The sequence below is a fragment of the Ruegeria sp. CDSA033 genome (assembly GCF_059612305.1).
This window is the reverse complement of the sequence record NZ_JBXWQI010000005.1, coordinates 109,873-132,340: the sequence shown is the minus strand read 5'-3', so window position 1 is coordinate 132,340 and position 22,468 is coordinate 109,873. Positions and strand designations below refer to the sequence as shown.

Here is a 22,468-nt window from a genome sequence, read left to right as displayed (position 1 = left end):
TAAGAACAGACCCTGCCAATCATTTAATTGTCTGACAATAAAAGAATGCAGCCTGCCTTCACGGCAGACTGCAAAAAACCGCGTTACTAGTCGCGGTGGCGCATTGCATAGGCAACCAAGGCAGCGGTCGAGCCGTCTTTGCCGGATGCGCTTTCTTCTCCGTCGACGATCGGGCCGAGAGATGTGGCAAGTTCCTTGCCCAACTCAACGCCCCACTGGTCGAACGAGTTGATGCCCAGCAGAACGCCTTCGACAAACACGCGATGTTCGTAAAGCGCGATGATCTGGCCCAGAACAAACGGCGTGAGCATTGGATACATCAACGTTGTCGAAGGACGGTTGCCCGGAAAAACGCGGTGACGGGCTTGCCGTTCCAGCTCGTCCCCTTCCAGCCCCTTCTCCGCCATCCGTTGCTGTGCTTCGCCCAGCGACCGTCCGCGCATCAGCGCTTCGGACTGCGCCAGGCAATTGGCCAGCAACAGTCGGTGATGGTGGGTCAATTCCGGTTCGTGCCCCTCGGCCGCGACCATAAACTCACAGGGGATCACGTCGGTGCCTTGGTGGATCAACTGATAAAATGCATGCTGCCCATTGGTGCCCGGCTCACCCCAGACGACGGGGCCCGAGGGAATGGTCAGAGTGTTGCCGTCCATGGCAACAGATTTGCCGTTCGATTCCATCTCGAGCTGTTGAAAATACGCTGGCAATCGCAGCAAGCGCTGATCATAAGGCAGCACGGCCCGGCTGGCATGGCCCAGAACTTGACGATGCCAAACGCCGACCAAAGCCAGCATAACGGGCATATTTTCGACCCAGTCGGCGGCGCGGAAGTGGACGTCCATCGCCTCTCCACCACGCAGGAACGCGTCGAAGGCGTTCGATCCGACGGCGATCATTACCGGCAGGCCCACCGGGCCCCAGACCGAATAGCGCCCGCCGACCCAATCGGCAAAACCGAACACACGCTCTTCAGGGATGCCAAAGGCTTGGGTTTTGTCCAACGCACTGGACACGGCGGCAAACTGCTTGCCCGGATCGCCGCCGCCATCTTCCATCCACGCTCGTGCCGTTCGGGCGTTGGTCATCGTCTCGATCGTCGTGAAGGTCTTGGAGGCAACAATCACCAGTGTCCGCGTTGGATCAAGCTGGCGCAGCGTATCGGCGATATGTGCGCCGTCCACATTCGAGACATAGTGCAGTCTTGGTCCATCATGATACGGGGACAGCGCATGCGTCGCCATCACTGGGCCCAAATCCGAACCACCGATCCCGATATTGACCACATCGGTAAAGGCGCCCCCTGCCCCGGTGACCGCGCCGCCACGCACCTCTTCAGCAAAGACGCGCATCCGTTGCAACGTGTCCAGAACGTCGGGCATGACGTCCAACCCATCAACTTCGACAGGACCACCGTCCAGATTGCGCAGCGCAGTGTGCAAAACCGCGCGACCTTCGGTTTCGTTGATCTTTTCCCCGTCAAACATCGCGGCGCGGCGCGAGGCCAGACCCGCCTCATCACACAACGCGATCAGAGCATTTCGGACCTCATCTGTGATCTGAGTTTTGGAGTAATCAAACAGCAGATCGCCGGTCGATGCAGAAAAACTCTGCGCGCGGTTCGGATCGGTTTCAAACAGGCTCAGGATGGCTTCGTCCTGAGCGTCGGATGCAAGGGTTTTGAGTGAATCCAATTGCATCTGCGTTACTCCGCCCAATGAACCGTCATGCCGGTCAGCGTGGCGGCGATCGGGGCCTCTTCCGGAGGCAGCGACATGGCCTTTTCCAACGCGTCACGTTTGGCGGCGCCATAGATGATCAGGTGTTTGGACAGCGCGCCGTCCAGCACCGGGCCGGTCAGCGTGATCCGCGCCTCGGGCTGGGTTTCGGTGCGCGCAATCGCAAGGATGGGCGCATGGCTGTCCAGCGCAGCTTCAAGCCCCTGCATCCCCGGAAACAGTGACGCGGTGTGCATATCCTCACCCATTCCCAGCACCAGAACCGACAAGGGCAGAACCGGCGCGATCAGGTTTTCGATTTCCGGCAGGACATCGTCGGGTTCCTTACCCTCAAGATACAGCGGCACATACTGGGCAACCGAAGCCCGGTTCGTCAGCAGGCGCTGCCGGATCAGCCGTTCGTTCGATCGATCACTGTCACCCGGAACGCAACGTTCGTCGGTGGGCAGTACCCGCACCCGGTCCCATTCCAAATCGGCCGCACAAAGACCGTCGAAGACCGGCCCCGGCGTCGTACCACCCGGCACGGCCAATGAGACCGTGTCGTGATGCAGCAAGGCGGCCTCCAACTCTCCGGCCAAGGCGTTTGCGACATCAATGGCCAACATGTCGCGATCCGCATATTCCTGAATCTTCATGGGTTTATTCCTTGCCAGCGGCGACCATCTCGTTTCATCAGCAGCTCGGCGTCGCCCGGGCCAGTGCTGCTGCTTTCATACGGTTTTGGAACGTCACCGCGCGCGTGCCAACCGGCAATGATCGGGTCGGTCCAGGCCCATGCAGCCTCAACCTCATCCCCACGCATGAACAGGGTCTGGTTGCCCCGGATCACGTCCATGACCAGCCGTTCATATGCATCCGGGGGATCTTGATTTCCTGACCCCAGCGCCTCGGCAAAACTCATGTCCAAGGGCACATCGATCAGACGCATACCGCCCGGCCCCGGCTCCTTGATCGTCACCTTCAGCGTTATGCCTTCGTTCGGCTGCAGCCGGATCGACAGGACATTCGCGTGGCGTCCGGCCTCTTCGCCGAAGATCGAATGCGGCGCGTCTTTGAACATCACATTGATCACTGAAGACCGTGCAACCAGACGTTTGCCCGTGCGCAGGTAGAACGGCGTGCCCGCCCAACGCCAATTGCTGATATGCGCCCGCAGCGCCACATAGCTTTCGGTGGTCGAACGTGGGTTGCCTACGGTTTCGCGGTATCCGTTCCCGCTGCCGCCTCCATCGAACTGCCCGCGCACGATATGATGTGGTTCGACCTGATCGAGGGCACGAATGACCTTTAGCTTTTCATCCCGCACTGCGTCCGGATCAAACTTTGCCGGCGGCTCCATCGCAATCAGGCACAGCAACTGCATCAGGTGATTTTGCATCATGTCGCGCATGGCACCGGCGCGCTCATAATACTCTTCCCGCCCGTCGATACCTACGGATTCGGCCACTGTGATCTGGATGTGATCGACATACTGGCTGTTCCACAGCGGTTCGAACAGCATATTGCCAAAGCGGACGGCCATCAGGTTCTGGACGGTTTCCTTACCCAGATAGTGGTCGATCCGGTAGATCTGGCTCTCCCGAAAATGCTCAGCCAAGGTCGCGTTTAACGCCCGCGCACTCTCCAGATCGTGGCCAAAGGGTTTTTCAACGACGATCCGCGTGCTTGGCGTTGCAAGATCATGCGCTTTGATCCTTTCGGCCAAAGGCCCGAACAGGCGCGGACCGACCGAGAAATAGAACGCGCGCACCCGATCTTGGTTCAGCTTGTCAGAAAGCTGATCCCAGCCCTCATTCGAATATCCGTCGAGGGTCACATAATCGACGCGGTCCAGAAACGCGCGCAATGCGCCCTCGTCCCGGCATTGCGCAGTCGCATGGGTTCGCAGCGATTCGGCGACCATTGCCTGAAACCCCGCGCGGTCGTGGACCGTGCGCGCCGCGCCTATGATTTGCACACCTTCGGCCCACTGCCCTGAGCAAAAGCGCCGAAACAGGGCCGGTAGAATCTTACGTTGCGCCAAATCACCGGTCCCGCCAAAAATGACGAGATCGAACGGATCAACAGGTATGACGCGAGAAACCATGGTTTTTCCTTATCTTGCCCCGCCGGGCATGTCCAATGTTAGCGCAATCGGTCAGCGTAAATCCCCCATTATCAAAACTCTGTCAGGTCGCACTTGCCTGACTTAACTAATCCGAGTCGAGCAGCTACATCAGAAGTAACTTCAAAGAACCGGATACCGGAATGAAAGACAACGCGCCTCAGACCGCCAATATCGGCAAATTTCAGAACAAATTGGTGACAGCAGATGGGCAGACCCGCGCTTCCGTAGCGTTGAAAAACCCCGAGACGTTGTGGTTCAATACCGGCACTCTTTGCAACATCGAATGCGTCAACTGCTACATCGCCAGCAGTCCAACCAACGACGCGCTGATCTATATCACCACCGAAGAGGTGCGCGACTACTTGGACCAGATCGAAGAACGCGACTGGCCGGTGCGTGAGATTGGGTTCACCGGGGGCGAGCCTTTTATGAACCCCGAAATGATCGACATGACTCGTGTCGCGTTGGAACGCGGCTATGAGGTTTTGATCCTTACTAATGCGATGCTGCCGATGATGCGCCGCAAGATGCGCGAGGGGTTGCTGGATCTGAAGCGCAACTATGGAAACAAGCTGACACTTCGCGTTTCCGTGGACCACTATCGCCCCGAACTGCATGACGAGGAACGCGGCAAAGGCAGCTTTGACAAGACGATAACTGGCATGGAGTGGTTGCGCGACAACGGGTTCAATATCGCTATCGCAGGGCGCACGGTCTGGGGTGACAGCGACGCCGACAGCCGCGCCGGGTATGAGGCGTTTTTCAAGCAGCACAGCTTTGACATCAACGCACAGAATCCTAGCCAGACCGTTTTGTTCCCCGAGATGGACGAAACCGTCGAAGTTCCTGAAATCACAACCGCTTGCTGGGGCATTCTGGATAAAGCACCCGAGGCTGTTATGTGTTCGAATGCCCGCATGGTGGTCAAACGCAAAGGCGCAGAACGGCCTGCCGTTCTGGCCTGTACCCTACTGCCGTACGAGCCTGAGTTTGAAATGGGCACCACACTGGCCGAGGCGGAGGCCGACGTGCACCTCAACCACCCACATTGCGCAAAATTTTGCGTTCTGGGTGGAGCCAGCTGCTCGGGCTGATCAGTTCAGCTCGGGCGATTTCCAGTATTTTGTGCCGGACGCCCCAGCCGAGACGCGCCAGCCCTTTTTGCTGAGCACGAAAAACGACCGCCCGTCTGTGAACCTGAGCGTCTCATCGGTGCGCTCTTCGCCATACATCGCGCCGGATTCCGCAGTCGCGTCGTAACCGTGCGTGATAAAACTGTCCAAATCCGTCTCCGTTTCAAACAGGATCACGAATTTGGTCTCGAACCCGCCGATGCCGATCGCCGCGCCCACGCCGCCGGTTCCCATATTCATATAGGTGTGCTGACCAGTGTCTTTGTTCACGGCAACACCGCGCCCGTACCCTGCGGACACCGGGAAAACTGTAACCTTGCGGGAATCGAAAACGGCATACCCTGCGCTGACATCATAAAGCGCCTGCGCTTCGGGATTTTCGGTTAGTAATTGCGCCAACACATCGACGGCCATGACATCCAGCTTGGCGCGAGTCTCTTCCGGCGTCGCCTCGTTGGACAGCAAATCAGAGGTGGACGTGATGGTTTCATCAACCGCGCTCGCCCCTTTTTCGAGTGTCTGCCCGACGGTTTCTGCCCCGCGTCCAACGGCGTCTGTCGTGTTTTCAACGCCCTTCTTGATTTTATCTAGGACACCTTCGGCCGACACCGGCCCGGCTAGGCAGATGGCAACTGCAATCAATAAAACTCTGGGCATTCCGTGTTTCCGCTTGTGGCCAATGACTTCGCCGCCACGATACCGGATGCACCGGAAATGTATATGGGTTTGGGCCTGATGCGCCCGGGCGTCAATTCACTCGGAATTCGCCTACCACGTTGCGCCATTCCCCGGGCGCGATCATTTTGCGATGAGTAAACCGCACCGAATGCAACGGTCCTTCAATCTCTCGCTGCCAGAATTCAATAAAATCGAATAGTTTGGGATGATCCGGCGCAAGGTCGTATTCCTGCCAGATAAATGTGTTGAGCACGTGAATATAGTCGGGCATGTGATAATAAAATTCGGCCGTTGTCAGCCCATACCCCTTGAGCATCAGTTCTGTTTCGCTTTGCTCCATGCAGACCTCCAAAATTGTTGCAAGGTCTCTTCAGCATAACACAGAAACCACCTAACCCTTGGTTAACAATATGTTACCCCAGTGTTACGGGTGTTTTTTGCACAGAATGCGCTGCTTGCTTGCACCTTATGTGCCGGGTCTGATAAGGTACATCCACAAGATATAGACCCAGCACAATAAACGGGCAGGTTACGTGAGCGATACGCCAGAAACCCCAGAAAACATGGATGAAACACCGCCCCAGCGTCCCGTATATGACGGCCCGACGGTATCCATCGAATCCGAGATGCGCACGTCCTATCTGGACTATGCCATGTCGGTCATCGTGTCCCGCGCGATCCCCGATCTGCGCGATGGCCTGAAACCGGTGCACCGGCGCATCCTCTATGCCATGCACGAGACGGGCAATACGCACGACAAGTCATACCGCAAATCGGCCCGTCCGGTTGGCGATGTCATGGGTAAATATCACCCGCATGGTGACAGCGCGATCTACGACGCGCTGGTGCGGATGGCGCAGGATTTCTCGATGTCGCTGCCGCTGCTGGATGGTCAGGGCAACTTTGGCTCGATGGACGGCGATAACCCGGCGGCCATGCGCTATACCGAAGTGCGGATGGACAAGCCCGCCGCATCTCTGCTGGCCGATATCGAAAAAGAGACGGTTGATTTTCAGGACAACTATGACGGCAAGGACCGCGAACCGACGGTTCTCCCCGCCCGTTTCCCGAACATGCTGGTCAACGGTGCCGGTGGTATCGCCGTCGGCATGGCGACCAACATCCCGCCGCATAACCTTGGCGAAGTCATCGACGCAACGCTGGCGTTGATCGATGAACCGGATCTGACATCCGAACAACTGATCGAATATATCCCCGGCCCTGACTTCCCAACCGGTGGTGTGATGTTGGGTCGTTCCGGCGCGCGCAAAGCCTATCTGGAAGGGCGCGGCAGCGTCATTATCCGCTCTAAGACCCGCGTCGAGGAAATCCGCAAGGACCGCTACGCCATCGTAGTGGACGAGATCCCCTATCAGGTGAACAAGGCCTCGATGATCGAAAAGATCGCCGAAGCCGTTCGCGAAAAACGCATCGAAGGCGTCAGCCACGTTCAGGACGAATCCGACCGCAATGGGGTGCGTGTCGTGGTCGAACTCAAACGCGACGCGACGCCCGAAGTTGTTTTGAACCAGCTTTTCCGTTTCTCGCCGATGCAGACCTCATTTGGTTGCAACATGCTGGCGCTAAACGGTGGCCGGCCCGAGCAGTTGACCCTGCGCCGGTTCCTGACCTCCTTCATTGACTTCCGTGAAGATGTCGTCGCCCGTCGCACCGCCTACGACCTGCGCAAGGCCCGCGAACGCAGCCACATCCTGTGTGGTCTGGCCGTGGCTGTGTCGAACGTAGATGAGGTGGTCGCCACAATCCGGTCATCCGCTGACGCGGCGCAAGCGCGTGAAAAGCTGATGACCCGCCGCTGGCCCGCGGCCGAGCTCGAAAGTTATCTGCGCCTGATCGACGATCCTCTTTCCAAGATGAATGACGACGGCACCTATAACCTGACCGAAGTTCAGGCCCGCGCCATCCTTGACCTGCGTCTGCAGCGACTGACTCAGATCGGTGTCAAAGAGGTCACGGACGAACTGGAAGAACTGGCAGGTAAGATCCAGGAATACCTCGATATTCTGTCCTCGCGCGAGCGCATCATGTCGATCATCGGAGATGAGCTGCGCAGCGTTCGTGAACAGTTTGCCGTGCCGCGTCGTACTGAAATCGTCGACTGGTCCGGTGACATGGAAGACGAAGACCTGATCGAGCGTGAGGATATGGTCGTGACCGTCACGTCGGGCGGCTACATCAAGCGTACTCCGCTGGCCGATTTCCGCGCGCAAAAGCGCGGCGGCAAGGGCCTGTCGGGGATGCAGACCAAGGAAGAGGATGTTGTCACCAACCTCTTCGTGGCCAACACGCACACGCAGCTGCTGTTCTTCACGACGGATGGCATGGTCTACAAGCTCAAGACTTGGCGTCTGCCGCAGTCGGGGCGCACTGGTAAGGGCAAGGCAATCGTCAACATTCTGCCGATCCCGACCGGTGTTTCCATCGCCGCGATCATGCCCGTGGATGTACCCGATGAAGAATGGGAAAACCTGCAAATCATCTTCGCCACCAGCGCGGGCGACGTGCGTCGTAACCGTTTGTCGGATTTCACCAATGTCCGGCGCAACGGCAAGATCGCAATGAAACTGCCCGAAGATGTTGAGCTGGTGAATGCCCGCATCTGCTCGGAAGATGAAGATGTGATGCTGGTTACCAATTCGGGCCGTGCGATCCGCTTCCGCACCACCGATGTGCGGGTATTCAATTCGCGCGAATCCACTGGTGTACGCGGTATCAGGCTGTCCAATGGCGACCGCGTGGTTTCGATGTCGGTGATCCGCCATTTCGAGGCGACCCCCGAAGATCGTGTGGCTTACCTCAAAATGCGCCGTGCGGTTGCAGGGCTTACCGAAGATGACGCTGGTGACGACGAGGAAGCCGCAGCAAGCAGCGATTTCAACCAGGAGAAGTATGCCGAGATGTCGGCCGCCGAAAACCTGATCCTGACGATCACGGCGGGCGGCGCAGGCAAGCTGAGCTCCAGCCACGACTATCCTGTACGCGGACGCGGCGGGATGGGTGTGGCCGCCATGGACAAGGCGATGCGTGGTGGCGAACTCGTCGCCTCGTTCCCGGTCGATATGGAAGATCAGATCATGCTGGCGACGTCCAAAGGCCAATCGATCCGGGTGCCGGTTGATGGAATTTCGTTCCGCTCCCGCTCGGCCGGTGGCGTGAAGGTCTTCAACACCGGCAAAGGCGAAGTGGTCGTCAGTGTTGCTTGGATCGCCGATCAGGGCGACGAGGACGAAGCGGAAGAGTAACCGACTGATCCATAAAATTATTCAGGCGCTACACTTTCGGGTGTGGCGCCTTTTTTAAATCAAACGGTCTTCGACTGCCCAAAGGCGATCCTGTCCCCAGACACTTTCCCCGGCGACGCGGAAACTTGGGACACCCCATAGCCCGATCTCTTGCAGACGGTCCTGATTGACCGCTACGCGATCTCTCCAACGATCTGAGCTAGCGTGCGGTTTCGCACTCTGCCAATCCAACCCCGTGTTTTCGATGATAGTCCGAAGCCCCCGATCGGTTGCTGCATTCAGACCCTCGGACCAAACGCCGCGCAGGAAGGCGGAACAGAACTCAGGCAATTTTTCCTGCGCTTCGGCATAATCCAGTAAGGCATAGCCACGCTCGACCCCTTTGCCCAAAGGATCACAGATGCGCCCAAACGGGATCCCCAACCGCCGCGCTTCGCGCACGCAATCATAAAGGATGTAGGAGGACTTGGGTGCAGGGACGGGTAAGCCTCGCATCAACATTGGCAGAACCGGCCTCAGAACCAGCCGTGCGTTGTAGTGGCGTGCCAAGTCGACGGCCCGGTCAAATGCCAGATACGAATAAGGGCTGCGGAAAGAAAAGAAGAACTCAATCTCCTGATCTTTAGACTTCTCTAGTTCCAATTGCACTGAAGGCAAAGACACTATCGGTGACGACCCGCTTCCCAGACCCGCGTGCAGCAACCGGTCTTCGAGATAATGAAGACGATCAACGCCCCAATACCATTCACCATCGTAGTGAAACGTTCCGCCGAGATAGTGACCCAAATCGGAAAGTTGTTGGTCACCATCCTCGATCAGCGCAGCCGGTAAGGGGTGATCTGAAGACGAAAAACCCTTTCCCGACCAAAGATCTTCGCTGATATCTCGGACACTGTTAACAAAGCTCTCATTCGTCAGTTCGGCTGCCATCTGTTTTTTCGCAACTGCAATGAAAGCCTCGTCAGGAACTGAGCCTTCAGGGGGGCTGAGACCAAGCTTACGGGCCAGTCTTGCCGCATCTTTGATGGCATTTTGCCGATGTGCTGCCGGGTCCGGTAAAGCCTCGGCCGGAGGGCCCGAAATCAGATGTGGGCGCAGCTCGACATCATAGGTGTCTCGAAACTGCTGCAAGACCTGTGCGGTGAGGTGACAGTATGGGTCGGAAACATCATGGAAATAATGGACAACGCGCGGGCGGTTCAACACGTGATGCTTTGCCTCCAGCACGCGCCTACGCGCCACCAGGCGCGTGTTGCTGGTCAGAATTGACGCTAGGTGTGGTTTGACATGTGTTGCAAAGAACAAGGTAGTTCCTTTGGTAAAACCGTTCGAACCACCCTACCCTCATTCAGGTCAAAACCAATGCACCTACACGGCAACTTGACGAAACGTTTTCTGACCTCAGAGCCCGTATAACCCGCCAAATTTCTGTTCCAGATACCCGAGTAACGGGTCAGGTCCGGGTTCCATACCGCTTGCACGCTGAATGGTCTCGCGTGGAGCGTAAAGCCCGCCATGTTGCTGCACATTCTCGTGCAGCCAATCGGTTGCGCCTGACGTGTCACCTGCTGCCAGTTGCGCATCCAGTTCCGGCACAGCGTTCCGCAACGCTTGGTAAAGGCATCCTGCATAGACATTGCCCAGCGAATAGGTTGGGAAATAACCAAACAGACCCACTGACCAGTGCACATCCTGCAGACATCCGTTCGAAGGTTTGTCGACCGCATATCCGAAATCCGCCTTGAAACGGTCGTTCCACGCGGCCTCAAGATCATCCACTTGGAGGTCACCGACCATCAGCGCGCGTTCCAGATCAAAGCGCAGCATGATGTGGAGGTTGTATTGCACCTCATCCGCCTCGGTGCGGATATAACCGTTGTGAACACCGTTGACCGTTGCATAGAACGTATCCGCGTCGGTGATGCCAAAATCGCCAAACGCGTCTTTCATTTGGCCAAACAACCAACCGGTAAAGGCATGGGATCGGCCCAGTTGGTTCTCGTAAATCCGGCTTTGGCTTTCATGCACACCCATCGACACACCCCGCCCCAAAGGCGTCAGGGCGTAGGCCGGATCAATCCCTTGTTCATAGGCGGCATGGCCGACCTCGTGAATCGTCGAATAGAAACAGTTGAACGGATCGGTTTCACTGGTCCTGGTGGTGATCCGAACATCCGATCCACTGCCCGAGCTGAACGGGTGAACAGCCTTGTCGATGCGGCCTGTATTCAGGTCATACCCGAAAGTGGTTGCCAGTTTTTCCGACAATTGCATCTGTTTCAGCTCATCGAACCTCCCCGTCAAAGCTTGAGGCGCAGATTTTTCCAGAACGGCGGCGCGCAGCGCCACCAGACGCGGGCGCATCTGGTCAAAGATTTCGGCAATCTGCGACCCGGTCGTGTAAGGCTCATAATCCTCGACCATCGCGTCATAAATATCGCCACCCTGTGCCAGCGCGGCACCCTCTTCACGCTTTAGCGCCACGACCTCATCCAGCATGGGCAGGAAGGCGGCGACATCTTCGTCTGCGCGGGCCTGCGCCCAGGTTCCCTGTGCTGCTGACGTCACGCGCGCAATGGCCGTTGCCAGATCGGCAGGAACCTTGACGGTCCGTTCATAGGATCTGCGGATTTCTCGCAACTGCGCCTGCCCCACCTGATCCTGAGGCTCGGCTTGCTCCAGCCATTCAGTCACACGGGGATCGGATCGGCGCGCGTGCAAAACAGCTTCAATCGCGGCCATTTCCTCGGCCCTCTGCGACGCGGCCCCCCGGGGCATCACCGTTTCCTGATCCCAGCCCAAACGCCCGGCAATTTCGCCGAGAGCCGAGGTTTCGCGCTGAAAAGCCATCAGATCGTCATAAGCACTCATCGGTATCAGGCTCCGCGCAAAGAGGTTGCTATTGGGTAAGCGGTCAGGAACCGCGCCCGCAGGATAAGGGTCCAGACGACGACGGCCATGAACTGGTGGAAGATGGCGATCTGCCACGGGGCTGCGTAGATCACGGTCGCGATCCCAATCACCACCTGCAGCGAAAGCGCTGCGAAGGCCGCGTTGAAGGCAAAGCGAGTTTGCGGATGTGCACTGGTGCTGCCGCGCCGCCAGACGACGATGCCGAAGATGAACAGCAGATAGCCCGCGCAACGGTGGATGAACTGAACCAGACCCGGGCTTTCGAAAAAGTTGCGCCACATCGGTTCCAGCATCGCCATGTCAGGCGGCAGAAGCTGACCACCGATCAGCGGCCAATCGGTATAAGATCGCCCGGCGTCGATCCCGGCGACAAGCGCACCAATGAGTGTTTGCAAAAAGGCGAAATGCATCAGCCCGGTGGATAGCGAGAACAATTTCGCCTCTTTCGCGCGGCGGGCCTGCATCAGGTCGCGCTCCTCGCGGCCCAGCTCAAAGATGTACCATGCAAGGAATCCGAGAATCACAAATGCCAGCCCCAGATGAATCGCCAGGCGATAACTGGCCACGGCGATCATCCCCTCGCCCTGTGTCACGCCCGAGGCGACCATCCACCAGCCGACTGCACCCTGAACACCGCCCAAAAGGCCCGGAATCAACAACTTACCGGTCCAGCCGGTTGGTATTTTCCGCGCTACAAGGAAGCCAAAGAAGCCAAGAGCCCAGACCAGCCCAATCACGCGCCCCAGCTGACGATGGCCCCATTCCCACCAGTAGATGGATTTGAAGTCTCCCAGCTCCATCCATTGGTTCTGAATGCGCCACTGGTCGATCTGCTTGTATTTGTCGAACTCGGCTTGCCAGTCCGCCTCATTCATCGGCGGGATGGCCCCGGTAATCGGCCGCCACTCGGTGATCGACAACCCGCTGTCGGTCAGGCGGGTCAGCCCGCCCACAACAATCATGACGACCACCAGCACAAACAGGATCATCAGCCAGGCGCGAATGGCCTTACGCGCACCCCCGCGGCCACGATCGATCATACCCGGTTGAACGGCTTGTTGTTTTTCAGTGTCTGAGACGTCTTCGAAGATGCTGCGCTTACCGCTCATGCTGTCCTCTTGTGCCTTGGATTTTGTCGCAAGCTAGGGTGAAGCGGAACATAGGTCCAGCCTCAGCCCTTGTCTTTCCAGCGGACCATCTGCCGCATGACCCCATGCAGCATCTGCACATCCGCCCGCGTCATGCGCATCCGCGACCACAGGTTGCGCAGGTTGGTCTTCATGCCTTCGGCCTTTTCGGGCGGATAAAAGAACCCCGCCTCTTCCAGCCGGTCTTCATAGTGTTCGACCAGTTTCTCGACCTCGATGCCCGTGGCCCAGTCGCCCTTGCCCAGATCGGTGGCCTCATGAACGACATCGCCGGTCTGGCGCATCCATTCATAGGCGGTCAGAAGCACGCATTGGCCAAGATTCAGCGAGGCGTATTCCGGGTTCACCGGAACCGAGATGATCGCGTTTGCCTTGGCGATGTCTTCGTTTTCGAGCCCTGCGCGTTCCGGTCCAAACAGAACACAGACCTTTTCACCAGCAGCAACCTTTTCGGCAGCCAGTTGCATTGCGCGTTCCGGGCTGTAGACCGGCTTTGTCAATCCACGCTGTCGCGCCGTGGTCGCAAAAACAAAAGTGCTGTCGGATAGCGCACCGGCCAGATCATCATATAACTGCGCCTCATCCAACAGACGCCCGGCGCCGCTGGACATCGCCACAGCCTTGGGGTTCGGCCACCCATCCCGAGGCGCCACGATCCGCATCCGATCCAGCCCGAAATTCCACATCGCCCGCGCGGCGGCACCGATGTTTTCACCCATCTGCGGGCGCACAAGCACGAATGAGGGCTGAGATTTATCGCTGGGCATGGCTGTCTCCGAAGGTTCCGCCTGCTCTAATCTGCACACACAGGCAGGGCAAGCCATCCGCGCCTTCATTTGGGCCGGAAACCAGCATAAAAGTTTGCTTCCCAGCCGCAATCCGCTAAACCGCGCAAAAGACTGAAAGCGAAGGACGCGCCAATGGACACCCCCGAGCAGCCGCAGATTTACCTGATTACGCCACCGACCATCGAACTGAGCACCTTTACGAACCGTTTGGCCAGCGTGTTGGACGGGGCAGAGATCGCCTGTATCCGATTGGCGCTGGCTGGTGGCGATGAAGACACGATCGCCCGCGCGGCTGACGCCTGCCGTGAGGTTGCCCATGCGCGCGATGTGGCGCTGGTGATCTCGAACCATGTTCTGCTGGCGCAGCGGTTGGGGCTGGACGGGGTGCATCTGGATGACGCCGCGCGCTCGGTCCGGTTTGCACGAAAGGAATTGGGCGCGGAAGCCATCGTTGGCAGCTTTTGCGGTGCGTCCAGCCATGACGGCATGTCGGCTGGCGAGGCCGGTGCGGACTATGTCGCCTTTGGACCGGTGGGCGCGTCAACGCTGGGTGATGGCACAATGGCCGAAATGGATCTGTTCCAGTGGTGGTCTGAGACGATCGAAGTCCCAGTTGTTGCCGAGGGTGGCCTGAACCCCGACCTGATCCGCGATCTGACCCCCTGCACCGATTTTTTCGGAATCGGGGACGAGATCTGGTCACAGGATGACCCTCTGGCCGCGCTGAAGGGTCTGACCGACGCGATGCGCTGATCGGTGCGAGCGTTAACGCTTGCACCTACGCCGGGGCTGCGGCATGACGACGACATGACACAAAACAGCGACATCCTTTGTATCGGATCGGTTCTTTGGGACGTGATTGGCCGGTCCGCCAGCGCCATGCGGCAAGGCTCGGACGTGCCGGGGCGGATCACCCGCCTACCGGGTGGCGTGGCCATGAACATTGCCATGACTCTGGTGCGTTTTGGCATGACCCCCACCCTGCTGACCGCCATCGGGCGCGATCCTGAGGGTGATGAGTTGGCAAACGCGTGTTCCCGACTGGGCATGGTGACGGACCACATTTACCGTTCTCAGGATTTGCCGACCGACCGTTACATGGCGGTCGAAGGGGCCAACGGCTTGATAGCAGCCATCGCTGATGCGCATTCGCTTGAGGCCGCGGGTGCCAAAATCCTGCGTCCATTGATGCACGGGCCTTTAGGGTACGAAAACGAGCCGTTCGAAGGCCCAATCGCGCTGGACGGCAATCTGACACTGAACTTGCTTGAGGAAATCGCCCAAAGCCCCGCCTTTGCCCGCGCCGATCTGCGTGTGGCACCGGCCTCGCCCGGTAAAGCCGAACGCTTGCTGCCGTTCCTGAAACATGCGCGTGCCACGCTGTATGTGAATCTCGAAGAAGCCGGCATCCTGTGCCAGCGCGAATTCAAGGATTCCGAAAGCGCCGCCAAAGGCCTGCTGGATCGCGGCGCGCTACGGGTGTTGGTCACCGACGGCGGAAGCTCGGCCACGGTTGGTAATGCGGATGAAATCCTGACCCAAACACCCCCGTCCGTTCTGGTTACCCGCGTAACCGGCGCAGGCGACACATTCATGGCGGCCCACATCGCCTCAGAATCCGACGGAGCATCCAGCGCCGAGGCTCTGACCCGCGCCCTGAACGCCGCCGCAACTTACGTATCCGGAGAAACCCCACTGTGATCGACATTCAATATTCCGCCGAGGTCCGCGCCGCCAAGGACGCAAGCCAGCCTATCGTGGCGCTGGAAAGCACCATCATCACCCACGGGATGCCTTACCCTCAGAACATCGAGGTCGCGGCACAGGTCGAACAGGATATCCGCGACGCGGGCGCAATTCCGGCAACCATGGCCGTGATCAAAGGCAAACTGCATGTGGGCCTTGAGGCTGATGAGCTGAAAGCTCTGGGTCAGGCGCAGGGCGTCGCCAAGCTGTCGCGCGCTGATATGGCAGCCTGCATGGCAACCGGCGGCACTGGCGCAACCACAGTCGCTGCGACGATGATTGCCGCCCACTATGCTGGGATCGAGGTGTTTGCTACCGGTGGCATCGGCGGCGTGCATCAGGGTGCCGAGACGACCTTTGATATCTCAGCCGATCTGCATGAGCTGGCGCAATCCCCGGTTACGGTTGTCGCTGCAGGCGCAAAGGCCATCCTCGATCTGGCAAAAACGCTCGAGGTTCTGGAAACACTGGGCGTTCCTGTCATCGCTTACGGGCAGGACGAATTCCCGGCCTTCTGGTCGGCCAAATCCCCTTACGTCGCGCCCCTGCGCATGGACAGCGCCGAGGACATCGCCACAGCCCACGCCACACGCCGCGCGCTTGGCTTGCCTGGTGGCCAGCTGGTTGCCAACCCAATCCCGACCGCCGATCAGATCCCGGCCGAAGAACTGGCTCCCATCATTGCATCGGCACAGGCCGACGCAGATACACACCGGATCAGCGGCAAGGGCGTCACTCCTTACCTGCTGCAACGGATTTACGAGCAGACCGAAGGGCGTTCGCTGACGGCCAATATTGCCCTGGTTCGTAATAACGCGCGACTGGCGGCCGGAATTGCTCGGGCGCTGTCCGACCGGGCCGATTGACATAAGCCTATTGTACCAAGGCACCCAACTGCTTAACTAATTTGGCAGAAACCCGCTCAGGACCGCAATGAACACGCCATTTGACGAAGAACCACAACGCCGCCCGGGCCTGTTTTCGCGACTGCGCGCGTCTTTCCTGACGGGCATCGTCGTGATTGCGCCGGTTTGGCTGACCATCTGGCTGATCTGGTCCGTGGTCGGCTGGATCGACAGTGCGGTACTGCCCATAATTCCACAACGGTTCCAGCCGCAGGAATACGTTGGCATCAACCTGCGCGGCGTCGGCGTTGTCATCTTCCTGATCTTCACTGTTCTGGTCGGATGGATCGCCAAAGGTATTCTGGGCCGGTCCCTGATACAAATTGCCGAAAGCCTTGTCAGCCGGATGCCCGTTGTCCGGTCTGTCTATTCCGGGATCAAGCAGATCTCGGAAACGGTGTTTGCCCAAACTGAACGGTCGTTCGAAAAAGCCTGCTTGATCCAATACCCACGCCGCGGCATCTGGGCGATCGGTTTCGTGTCCACCGCAGCAAAAGGCGAGGTCAGCGAGCGGGCGGAAACCGGGGGTGAACTTCTGGGCGTTTTTGTTCCGACCACGCCCAACCCCACCTCGGGCTTCCTTTTGTTCTTCCCGGCCGAGGACGTGATCCTGCTGGATATGACAATCGAGGACGCTGCGAAACTGGTGATTTCCGCAGGCCTTGTTTACCCCAACGAAAAAGACCCGACGCAGCCGCCGGAGTGATCAACCAAACATCTCGGGCAGGTCGACGGTACTGCGTGTGCCAAGATCAGCTTTGTGATCGCCAATGAACCGATGTGCCGCGGCGCGCCCGGCGTCCTTCAGTTTATGCAGTATCACAGGGTTGGGAACCGTCTTGGTTGCCACGGACAAATCGTTCATCAATTCGTCATCCGCGATCATGTGGACAAATACGCGGCTCATCTCTCCGGCCGTCAGCTTGCCGTCCGCCAACAGACGCTGAACAAAATTGATCGCCCGCAGCTCGCGAAACAGGGATGAGTTAAAGCTGATCTCGTTGATCCGATTCTGGATCTGCTGCGGAGTTTTCGGCACCTCATCACGCTCAAGCGGGTTGATGTTCACGACCACGACGTCTTCAGGCAAATCACTGTTAAACAAAGGATAAAGCGCCGGGTTTCCAGTGTAACCACCATCCCAATACGCCTCGGTCCGGCCCGAGCTGGGGTCAAATATCTCGACGGCCTGAAAAAGGCTCGGCAGACAGGCCGAGGCCAGGATGGCATCCGTGGAAATCTCATCCCCAGTGAACACCCGGATCTTGCCGCTGCGCACACAGGTCGCGCAAACAAACAATTGGGGTCCCTGATCAGTGCAAATCTCATCAAAGTTGAACCGATCCACAACCGGTTCCAGGGGATTTCGGTAGAAAGGACCATAGGCATAAGGCGACACCATCCGCGACCAGGCATCACCAATCGAGAATGGCAGTGAATACTCCATCGACTGGGCAATCTGCGCAGGCTCTAGCGCCTGCATCCAGTTAGCAAGGCGCATATCCCCCACCGCACCCATCCGTGCCCATAGCCCGTCCAGACAGGCCCGCGCGCCGTCGCGTCCGTTGTGCACCATCCCGGATTTGAACGCGGCGCCATTCAGCGCCCCGGCCGAGGTCCCAGTGATGGCTGCGACCTCGATATCCTCTTCGTCCAGCAACCTGTCCAGAACGCCCCAGGTAAAGGCACCGTGCGCGCCGCCACCCTGCAATGCCAGATTGATCCGTTTCACCATCCCGCCCCTTCATCTTTTCCAAAATACTCCGGGGGTATGGGGGCAGCGCCCCCGTGAAACCTCACAACGCTGTCCAACCGCCATCGACCGAGATCGTGGTCCCGGTGATCTGTGCTGCCGCATCCGAGCACAGGAAGATCGCGGTGCCACCCAATTGCTCGACCGTGGCGAATTCTTTCGAAGGTTGCCGTTCAAGCATCACGTTCTTGATCACGTCTTCACGGCTCATGTTGTATTCCTTCATGGTGCCCGGGATCTGTGCTTCGACCAATGGTGTCAGGACGTATCCCGGGCAGATCGCGTTGCATGTGATCGGCTCCTGCGCAGTCTCCAGCGCCACGGTTTTGGTCATACCAACCACGCCGTGTTTTGCCGCGACATAGGCCGCCTTGAACGGGGATGCCGTCAACCCGTGTGCCGAGGCGATATTCACAATACGTCCCCACCCGGCCTTGCGCATCATTGGCAGCGCGGCGGCCATCGTATGAAAAGTCGAGTTCATGTTGATCGCGATGATCGCATCCCACTTTTCGACCGGAAACTGATCAACCGGCGCGACATGCTGAATGCCCGCGTTGTTCACCAGAATATCACATGCCCCCGCCTTTTCGATCAGCGCGCGGCATTCTTCACCTTTAGACATGTCTGCCTTGATATAGCGTGCGCTGGTACCAGTCTCTTTCGAAATCTCGGCGGCCAGCGCATGATCTTCATCGCGGTCAGTAAAGGAATTCAGCACAACGTTGGCCCCGGCCTTCGCCAGCTCGCGCGCGACGCCCAATCCGATCCCTGAATTGGATCCGGTGATGATGGCTGTTTTTCCCGAAAGGCTCATGGCCGAACTCCCACAAAGTCAACTTTGGCGACACAGTGCCATGCTGCAACTGCAAAGAAAACGGGGAAACATTCGGGCGGCGCAACCTACGTCAGATCCGAACAAAAAAAACGCCCGCACGAAGCGGGCGTTAAGTTATTGAGGCAGGTTTCATACAGGCAAGAAACCTATCGAGCAGTGCGTCCTTTATAAGCAATTTCTTGTGTTCGTCCAAGCTAAAAGTTTGAAAACAAGAAAAATCATAGCTACGATGAATCCCAACAAAATAAGGCCAGAGCAGGATTGTTTCCAAAATGAGCCCCGATTTTCTACGCCCCGTTCGTCCATTGATCGCGGGAATCACTGCACTTTTGAGCACGTCAATTGCTTATGCAGAATCGACCCATGGCATAGCTATGTATGGTGACCCGGCCCTACCACCGGATTTTGTGTCCCTGCCCTACGCAAATCCGGACGCGCCAAAAGGCGGGAAAGTCGTGTTCGGAAATACGGGCGGCTATAACAGTTTGAACCCGTTCGTGCAAAAAGGCAGCTCGCCCTGGCAATTGCGATTTTGGACCCATGAGGGCCTGATGGGTCGATCCTGGGACGAACCTTTCACTCTTTACGGGCTGTTAGCCGAATCAGTTGAGACCGCGCCGGACCGGTCCTGGGTCGAATTCACCCTGCGTGAGAACGCCGAATTCTCGGATGGTACACCAGTCACAGTGGATGATGTCATCTGGTCGTATGAGACTTTGGGCACCGAAGGCCACCTGCGATATCGCGGGTTGTGGGGCAAGATCGACAGTATCGAACAGACCGGTCCCCGCACGGTGCGCATCACCTTCAACGAACCCGACCGCGAGCTTGCCCTGATCGCAGGCCTGCGCCCGATCCTGCAGAAAGCCCAGTGGGAAGGGAAAGATTTTGCCAATGCCGGGTTGCATGACATTCCGGTCGGAACCGGGCCCTACATCGTCGACAGCTATGAGGCCGGTAGATACGTGAACCTCAAGCGGAACCCGGACTATTGGGGCACTGATATCCCCTTCCGTAAAGGCACCATGAATTTGGACGAAATGCGGATCGAGTTCTACGGCGACGGCACTGTTCTGTTCGAGGCTTTCAAAGCCGGTGAACTGACTGCGGTACGTGAATTCAATGCCGACAAATGGGCCAATCAATACAATTTCCCGGCCGTCCAACGCGGCGATGTGGTCAAGACCGAGATCCCGCACGGCAAGCCTTCGGGCATGACCGGGTTTGTCATGAACACCCGCAAAGCGCCGTTTGCCGACTGGCGTGTCCGCGAGGCGCTGATGCTGGCGTTCAATTTCGAATTCATCAACGACACGATTACCGGCAACGCGCAGCCGCGTATCTCATCCTATTTCTCGGGCTCGGACCTGGCGATGCAGCCCGGCCCGGCAAGTGGTCGCGTCGAAGAGCTGCTATTGGAATTCAAGGACGACCTGCCCCCCGGAACGCTTGAAGGCTACACCTTGCCGGAAAGTGACGGATCGGCCCGCAACCGCTCAAACATCCGCGCTGCAACCAAACTGTTGGCTGAGGCGGGCTGGACCATCCAGGACGGCGTGCTGCGTAACGAAAACGGCGATGCCTTTACCCTGACCGTGTTGCTGCAACAGGGCGACACCGAAAGCGAAACGGCAATCGAGATCTACACGCGCGCGCTCGAGCGCCTTGGCATCGCTGTGAACACCGAACAGGTCGACAGCGCCCAGTTTACAAGCCGAACGTCGGCTCTGGATTTCGACATGACCTATTTCCGTCGTGCATTGTCCCTGTCACCCGGCAACGAGCAGCGCCTGTACTGGGGCAGCGAAAACGCGAATACTCCGGGCACGCGCAATTTGATGGGGGTGGCTTCACCCGCTGTGGACGGAATGATTGACGCCATGCTGGCCTCGGAAAGTCATGAGGATTTCGTCGCTGCAACGCGCGCGCTTGATCGTGTGTTGACCGCCGGGCGCTATGTCATTCCGATCTGGAACTTTGATGTGGGCCGGATCGCCCACGCCAAGGAACTCAAGCAGCCTGAAAGCTTGCCGATCTATGGCGATGGGCCGGAGTACATGCCGCAGGTTTGGTGGTACGAACAGTAACGGGTCACGCGCGGCACCTAAAGGACGTGGGCGGAAATCGGCGCACAGCCTATGGGCACCGCATATTGCGTGCCGAATTTTTGCCACGCCAACATGTTGAAATTGCCCCAACGTCAAGTGTACCCTTAAAAAACTCACACAAAAAGCTTTACTGAACGGGCTTTGGCGATATAGCTTGTACATATACTGCAGTGCGCTGCACGAATTGATTATTGCTTTGAAATTCAAAACGTAACTCTTCGTCCGGTGCGCAGCACATCGAATCTACGGACCGGCCTCCACTCACTCAAAAATCAGGTCCGTCTGCCCGTTGCGGATAGGCTGCAACGGGCACTTTCGACCCCGCCAAAAATCAATCCGCCACCCGACCCCGGGTGCGACATTTTGTCATGCCCGAACGCCCCCATCACATACGTACGCTGGTTCTTGGGACGAGCGGTTTGAAACCATGAATACGGAAAGCTGTCTAATGTTGAAATGGACCGATCTGACGCAAGACTGGAGTGCAATGTATACCCGCGCCAAACGGCGCTTTCCAAACCTGCGGGATCAGGACATGGTGCGGTTAAGCCAAGACCGCAAATGTTTCGAAGCGTATCTGGCTGAACGCCATCAACTGACCATGAACGAAGCCCACGAAGAGCTTGAGGACTTTTTGTTCACGGAAGGTTTGAACCGGGAATTCAGCCGGTCGTTAAGTAAGTGATGTCACCCACAGGATCATTGCATCTTCGTCGCTGACCGAGATTACATTGTGACCCATGCTCCCGTCGTAATAGGCGCTGTCGCCGCGGCGCATTTCGACTGGTTCATAAAACTCGGTATAAAGGCGCACAACACCCGTCAGGACATACAAGAACTCTTCTCCGTCGTGGCGGACCCAGCCGTCGAACTCATCCATTGACCGCGCGCGGACACGGGCCCGATAGGGCAACATCTGCTTTTTTGTCAGCGTTTCGGCCAGCAGTTCATGTTCATAGGTGGTTGTGGGATGGGCAGACCCTTCGCCCATGCGCGTCACGGCCATCCGACCGATCACCTGGTCCCGCTGTGGCGCCGTAAACAGCTGCGGCACCGAAATCTCAAGACCGGTCGCGAGCTTTTTCAGCGCGTCATAGGTGGGCGACATCTGACCGTTTTCGATCTTGCTGAGCGTTGAACGCGCCAGACCGGCCTGCGTGGCCGCCTGTTCAAGCGTCCATTTCCGCGCTTTCCGCAGCTCGCGCACACGCGCTCCGAGGTCCAATGGTTCAACTTCCGTATGTTCGCCCGAGTCCCGGGCAATGCGGATCAAAGATGTCTGGTCTTGGGTGCTCATGCGTCATTCTATAGGCGCAGCCTGTCGCGCTTGCAACGCAGCAGTGGTCGCG

At 58.0% G+C, this 22,468-nt stretch carries 20 protein-coding genes; 8 read left to right on the top strand and 12 right to left on the bottom strand.

Translation table 11 applies throughout. The annotated features are described in order from the left end of the window. Window positions 1-86 precede the first annotated feature (86 nt). From pgi to zwf, 3 genes are read right to left on the bottom strand one after another with little or no spacing between them, the layout of a single operon-like run. Window positions 87-1,697 (bottom strand): glucose-6-phosphate isomerase, encoded by a 1,611-nt coding sequence (gene pgi, locus AC2FLA_RS09045; RefSeq protein WP_496721722.1) that lies wholly within the window; start codon window positions 1,695-1,697, stop codon window positions 87-89. A gap of 5 nt (window positions 1,698-1,702) precedes the next feature. Then, on the bottom strand, window positions 1,703-2,374 hold the full coding sequence (gene pgl / locus AC2FLA_RS09040; RefSeq protein WP_496721721.1) for a 6-phosphogluconolactonase: 672 nt from the start codon (window positions 2,372-2,374) through the stop codon (window positions 1,703-1,705). Beyond that, on the bottom strand, window positions 2,371-3,825 hold the full coding sequence (gene zwf / locus AC2FLA_RS09035; RefSeq protein ID WP_496721720.1) for a glucose-6-phosphate dehydrogenase: 1,455 nt from the start codon (window positions 3,823-3,825) through the stop codon (window positions 2,371-2,373). The genes pgl and zwf overlap by 4 nt, the downstream gene beginning before the upstream one ends. Before the next feature lie 161 nt (window positions 3,826-3,986). On the opposite strand from zwf, the gene AC2FLA_RS09030 reads away from it, so the two are divergent. Beyond that, complete coding sequence (locus AC2FLA_RS09030) at window positions 3,987-4,940, top strand: radical SAM protein (protein WP_496721719.1); 954 nt, start codon at window positions 3,987-3,989, stop codon at window positions 4,938-4,940. On the opposite strand, the gene AC2FLA_RS09025 is transcribed toward AC2FLA_RS09030, so the two are convergent. Both AC2FLA_RS09025 and AC2FLA_RS09020 read right to left on the bottom strand, forming a co-directional pair. Further along, on the bottom strand, window positions 4,941-5,636 hold the full coding sequence (locus AC2FLA_RS09025) for a lipid-binding SYLF domain-containing protein (RefSeq protein WP_496721718.1): 696 nt from the start codon (window positions 5,634-5,636) through the stop codon (window positions 4,941-4,943). It lies immediately after the preceding gene. Between the two features lie 91 nt (window positions 5,637-5,727). Then, window positions 5,728-5,997 (bottom strand): usg protein, encoded by a 270-nt coding sequence (locus AC2FLA_RS09020; RefSeq protein WP_496721717.1) that lies wholly within the window; start codon window positions 5,995-5,997, stop codon window positions 5,728-5,730. Between the two features lie 193 nt (window positions 5,998-6,190). Between AC2FLA_RS09020 and gyrA the strand changes: the two genes are divergently transcribed. Beyond that, complete coding sequence (gene gyrA, locus AC2FLA_RS09015) at window positions 6,191-8,920, top strand: DNA gyrase subunit A (protein WP_496721716.1); 2,730 nt, start codon at window positions 6,191-6,193, stop codon at window positions 8,918-8,920. A gap of 54 nt (window positions 8,921-8,974) precedes the next feature. On the opposite strand, the gene AC2FLA_RS09010 is transcribed toward gyrA, so the two are convergent. From AC2FLA_RS09010 to AC2FLA_RS08995, 4 genes are all read right to left on the bottom strand, one after another. Then, window positions 8,975-10,162 carry a DsbA family protein gene (locus AC2FLA_RS09010; protein WP_496721715.1) on the bottom strand — a complete coding sequence of 396 codons (1,188 nt, stop codon included), beginning with the start codon at window positions 10,160-10,162 and terminating at the stop codon, window positions 8,975-8,977. Between the two features lie 159 nt (window positions 10,163-10,321). Continuing rightward, entirely contained in the window at window positions 10,322-11,791 is a 1,470-nt protein-coding gene (locus AC2FLA_RS09005) for a carboxypeptidase M32 (RefSeq protein WP_496721714.1), read from the bottom strand. A 5-nt stretch (window positions 11,792-11,796) separates the two neighbouring features. Then, window positions 11,797-12,942 carry a heme A synthase gene (gene ctaA, locus AC2FLA_RS09000; protein WP_496721713.1) on the bottom strand — a complete coding sequence of 382 codons (1,146 nt, stop codon included), beginning with the start codon at window positions 12,940-12,942 and terminating at the stop codon, window positions 11,797-11,799. Between the two features lie 62 nt (window positions 12,943-13,004). After that, entirely contained in the window at window positions 13,005-13,748 is a 744-nt protein-coding gene (locus tag AC2FLA_RS08995) for an RNA methyltransferase (protein ID WP_113790160.1), read from the bottom strand. Window positions 13,749-13,901: 153 nt separating this feature from the next. Between AC2FLA_RS08995 and AC2FLA_RS08990 the strand changes: the two genes are divergently transcribed. The 4 genes from AC2FLA_RS08990 to AC2FLA_RS08975 all read left to right on the top strand — a co-directional run bounded on the left by AC2FLA_RS08990 (window position 13,902) and on the right by AC2FLA_RS08975 (window position 17,126). Continuing rightward, a complete protein-coding gene (locus tag AC2FLA_RS08990; protein ID WP_496721712.1) occupies window positions 13,902-14,522 on the top strand; it encodes a thiamine phosphate synthase in 621 nt (206 codons plus the stop codon). Between the two features lie 54 nt (window positions 14,523-14,576). After that, the gene (locus AC2FLA_RS08985; RefSeq protein WP_109311787.1) at window positions 14,577-15,470 is read left to right on the top strand and encodes a PfkB family carbohydrate kinase; all 894 of its coding nucleotides are present in this window, start codon (window positions 14,577-14,579) and stop codon (window positions 15,468-15,470) included. Continuing rightward, the gene (locus AC2FLA_RS08980) at window positions 15,467-16,381 is read left to right on the top strand and encodes a pseudouridine-5'-phosphate glycosidase (protein ID WP_496721711.1); all 915 of its coding nucleotides are present in this window, start codon (window positions 15,467-15,469) and stop codon (window positions 16,379-16,381) included. The genes AC2FLA_RS08985 and AC2FLA_RS08980 overlap by 4 nt, the downstream gene beginning before the upstream one ends. Before the next feature lie 67 nt (window positions 16,382-16,448). Further along, window positions 16,449-17,126 carry a DUF502 domain-containing protein gene (locus AC2FLA_RS08975; RefSeq protein ID WP_113790156.1) on the top strand — a complete coding sequence of 226 codons (678 nt, stop codon included), beginning with the start codon at window positions 16,449-16,451 and terminating at the stop codon, window positions 17,124-17,126. Here the strand turns inward: AC2FLA_RS08975 and AC2FLA_RS08970 are convergent, their stop codons facing one another. Together AC2FLA_RS08970 and AC2FLA_RS08965 are read right to left on the bottom strand one after the other, a co-directional pair. Beyond that, window positions 17,127-18,155 (bottom strand): patatin-like phospholipase family protein, encoded by a 1,029-nt coding sequence (locus AC2FLA_RS08970; protein ID WP_496721710.1) that lies wholly within the window; start codon window positions 18,153-18,155, stop codon window positions 17,127-17,129. A gap of 61 nt (window positions 18,156-18,216) precedes the next feature. Further along, the gene (locus AC2FLA_RS08965; protein ID WP_113790154.1) at window positions 18,217-18,990 is read right to left on the bottom strand and encodes a 3-hydroxybutyrate dehydrogenase; all 774 of its coding nucleotides are present in this window, start codon (window positions 18,988-18,990) and stop codon (window positions 18,217-18,219) included. Between the two features lie 293 nt (window positions 18,991-19,283). Between AC2FLA_RS08965 and AC2FLA_RS08960 the strand changes: the two genes are divergently transcribed. Both AC2FLA_RS08960 and AC2FLA_RS08955 read left to right on the top strand, forming a co-directional pair. Beyond that, window positions 19,284-21,098: an extracellular solute-binding protein gene (locus AC2FLA_RS08960; RefSeq protein ID WP_496721709.1), complete on the top strand. Its 1,815-nt coding sequence runs from the start codon at window positions 19,284-19,286 to the stop codon at window positions 21,096-21,098. A gap of 469 nt (window positions 21,099-21,567) precedes the next feature. Next, on the top strand, window positions 21,568-21,804 hold the full coding sequence (locus tag AC2FLA_RS08955) for a hypothetical protein (RefSeq protein ID WP_058271932.1): 237 nt from the start codon (window positions 21,568-21,570) through the stop codon (window positions 21,802-21,804). Here AC2FLA_RS08955 and AC2FLA_RS08950 read toward each other — a convergent pair. Further along, window positions 21,793-22,416: a helix-turn-helix domain-containing protein gene (locus tag AC2FLA_RS08950; RefSeq protein WP_058271780.1), complete on the bottom strand. Its 624-nt coding sequence runs from the start codon at window positions 22,414-22,416 to the stop codon at window positions 21,793-21,795. The genes AC2FLA_RS08955 and AC2FLA_RS08950 overlap by 12 nt on opposite strands. Between the last annotated feature and the right edge of the window lie 52 nt (window positions 22,417-22,468).